Source organism: Streptomyces sp. XM83C, assembly GCF_023072675.1.
Lineage (GTDB): Bacteria > Actinomycetota > Actinomycetes > Streptomycetales > Streptomycetaceae > Streptomyces > Streptomyces thermocoprophilus.
The window spans coordinates 1-2,941 of record NZ_JALLGL010000482.1 but is presented as its reverse complement, the minus strand read 5'-3'; the positions used below and the strand labels follow the sequence as shown (position 1 = coordinate 2,941).

The 2,941-nt window shown below is 70.1% G+C and carries 3 protein-coding genes; 2 read left to right on the top strand and 1 reads right to left on the bottom strand.

The window, feature by feature from the left end:
- Positions 1 to 428 precede the first annotated feature (428 nt).
- Positions 429 to 1,076 (bottom strand): TetR family transcriptional regulator, encoded by a 648-nt coding sequence (locus MTQ10_RS29510; RefSeq protein ID WP_247473473.1) that lies wholly within the window; start codon positions 1,074 to 1,076, stop codon positions 429 to 431.
- A 122-nt stretch (positions 1,077 to 1,198) separates the two neighbouring features.
- Here MTQ10_RS29510 and MTQ10_RS29505 point away from each other — a divergent pair, with 122 nt between their 5' ends.
- Together MTQ10_RS29505 and MTQ10_RS29500 are read left to right on the top strand one after the other, a co-directional pair.
- Positions 1,199 to 1,924, top strand: coding sequence for a VOC family protein (locus MTQ10_RS29505; RefSeq protein WP_247473472.1), 726 nt, complete (start codon positions 1,199 to 1,201; stop codon positions 1,922 to 1,924).
- 244 nt (positions 1,925 to 2,168) lie between these two features.
- The coding region (locus MTQ10_RS29500; protein ID WP_247473471.1) for a serine/threonine-protein kinase at positions 2,169 to 2,941 on the top strand (773 nt) is incomplete at its 3' end.

Here is a 2,941-nt window from a genome sequence, read left to right as displayed (position 1 = left end):
GGGGAGGTCGGCCGCGCGGTGTCGCTCGGCGGGCGGTCGAGGGCGCCGTACGGCAGAAAGGTCACGAGGCGGACGCCGCAAGGCGGGCGGCGCCGAGAGCAAGGGGTTCCGGCCGGGGTCGGGCCGGGCCAGGCCGGGGTCGGACCGAGGTCAGGCCGGGGCGGGGTCGCTTCGGACCACGGGGACCAGCAGCCGAAGCCGGAGCCGAGCCGAAGCCGAGCAGGGGCGTGTCAGGGGCCGAAGCCGAGCCGAAGCCGATCAGGAACCGGAGCCGAAGCCGATCAGGGGCGTGTCAGGGGCCGGAGCCGGAGCCGATCAGGGGCGTGTCAGGGGCCGGAGCCGACCCGAAGCCGATCGGGAGCCGGAGCCGAAGCCGAGCAGAAAGGTTTCATCAGACGAAGAGACGCAGACGACAGAAGGAATACGGCCTACTTCGTCGGCTTCTTGCCCGTGACACCCAGATGCACCAACAGCGCCAGGTTCGGCTTGAGTTCGGCCTGCTTCACACCCCAGGTCGAGAACCCCTTCTGGTGCGAGGCGACTGCCGTCAGCATCACCACGAGCGCTCCGGCGATCGCCGCGGGGTTCACGTCCTTGTCGATGCGTCCCTTGGCCTGGAGCCCCGAGATCGCCTCCGTGAGCGAGGACGTCACCGAGTTGAGGATCTTCAGGCGGATCTTGTTGAACCGCTTGTCGCCCTCCGCGGCGCCCAGGTCGACCACGCGCAGGATCGCATCGTTCTTCCGCCAGAACTCCATGAAGCCGTCGACCAGTTCCTGGGCGGTCTGCCAGCCGGCCTTGCCCGTCCAGGACCGGCCCTCCAGCAGCTCGGTCAACCCGGCGCTCTCGGCGGCCATTTGATCGGCGATCTCCAGGACGGCGCCTTCGACGTCCGGGAAGTACTGGTAGAAGGTCGCGGGCGAGGTGCCCGCACGCCGGGCCACATCGATGACTTTGACGTCCCGGTAAGGGGAGGAGCTGAGCATCTCGCTGAGGCAGTCGAGCAGCTTCTGCCGGGTCGCCTGCCCACGCCGGCCGGCCACGCGGCCGTCGACGGTACGCACTTGTCCTGTCATGCCGTCAGCTTACCGACGGGTGATCTGAGCGCGATTCGGCCGACTGCAAATGGGGTGCACGGGGGTGCGGAGGCTGGTGTGCCTGGTCTGCGGGCTGCGGGTGCGCCCGTTACTTTGGCGCTATGGCCGAAAACAGGGCATCCGCGTACGGAGAGGGCGTCCCGTGCTGGGTGGACGCACAGCTGCCGGACGTGGAGGCGGGAAAACGTTTCTACGGTGAGCTTTTCGGGTGGACGTTCCGCGACGCGTACGGCTCCACGGTCTGGGCGCACCTCGACGGCGAACCGGTCGCCGCGCTCGCGCACAAGGCGGACGGCCGCCTGCCCACCGTATGGACCGTGTACTTCTCCACCCCCGACGCCGACGACATCTCCCGGCGCATCCTGGCCGCCGGAGGGCAGGTCGTCACCGCGCCGCTCCCCGTCGGCGACGGTCTCGGCGCCACCGTCCTGGCCACCGACCCCGAGGGTGCGGTGTTCGGCCTGTGGCAGCCCGGCAGCCACCCCGGCTTCGGGCGGCGCCATGAGCCGGGCGCCTTCTCCTGGGCGCAGCTGTACGCCCGTGACACCGCCGCCGTGAACGCCTTCTACGGGCACCTCTTCCACGACGCCCTCTTCGGGCCGGACGCCGAACCCGACTTCGGGCGGGCGCCGGTCGCCGACGTCTTCCCCGCCGAGATGCCGCCGCACTTCGTCGTCCACTTCGGCGTACGGGACTGCGAGGCCGCGCTGGGCACCGTGCAGCGGCTGGGCGGGCGGGTGCAGGCGGGGCCGTTCGAGGCGTCGTACGGGACCGTCGCCGTGGTCACGGACGATCAGGGGGCGTCTTTCGCGTTGCTGGAACGGTGAGACAGGCTCCCTACGTTGTTCATCGGTGAACGATCGGTGAACGAAAAGGCGTATGCGGCCTGAAATAATGGCGGATACGTCCTGAAACGCTGCGAGACACCCCGTTTGTCCTCGGGTTCGCCACGAGCGCCCCGGCCAGGAAGAATCGGGGTGCGTGCCGCCAGGGCGGTGTGGTGGTGAGACCCTGCACTTCGGCCGCGCGCATACGTGGGTGGCGCGGCTCGTACGGGGAGGTGGCAGGCAAGTGGTGGATCAGCTGACGCAGCACGATCCGCGCAGGATCGGGCCTTTCGAGGTGCTGGGACGGCTGGGCGCCGGCGGCATGGGGCTGGTCTATCTCGCGCGCTCGGCATCCGGCCGGCGTGTGGCGATCAAGACGGTCCGGACGGAGCTGGCCGAGGACCAGCTCTTCCGTGTCCGCTTCACCCGTGAGGTGGAGGCCGCCCGTGCGGTCTCCGGTTTCTACACCGCCGCCGTCGTCGACGCCGACCCGCGCGCCGCCGTTCCCTGGCTGGCCACCGCGTATGTCCCCGCGCCCTCCCTCGAGGAGATAGTGAACGAGTGCGGGCCGCTGCCGGCGCAGGCCGTGCGCTGGCTGGCGGCAGGTGTCGCCGAGGCACTGCAATCCATCCACGGCGCCGGGCTGGTCCACCGCGACCTCAAGCCCTCCAACGTCCTCGTCGTCGAGGACGGCCCCCGGGTCATCGACTTCGGCATCGCCTCCGGCGTTTCGAACACCCGTTTGACGATGACGAACGTCGCCGTCGGCACCCCCGCCTACATGTCACCCGAACAGGCGAAGGACTCCCGCAGCGTCACCGGCGCCTCCGACGTCTTCTCCCTCGGCTCCACCCTCGTCTTCGCCGCCACCGGCCACCCGCCCTTCCACGGCGCCAACCCGGTCGAGACCGTCTTCATGCTGCTGCGCGAAGGCCCCGACCTGGAAGGCCTGCCCGAGGAGCTGCGCCCGCTCATCGAGTCCTGCATGCAGATGGAGGCCTCGGCCCGCCCCACCCC

Bases quoted from the DNA above. Each gene is read 5' to 3' on its own strand.
- MTQ10_RS29510 (WP_247473473.1), bottom strand. From the start codon at position 1,076: ATGACAGGACAAGTGCGTACCGTCGACGGCCGCGTGGCCGGCCGGCGT.
- MTQ10_RS29505 (WP_247473472.1), top strand. From the start codon at position 1,199: ATGGCCGAAAACAGGGCATCCGCGTACGGAGAGGGCGTCCCGTGCTGG.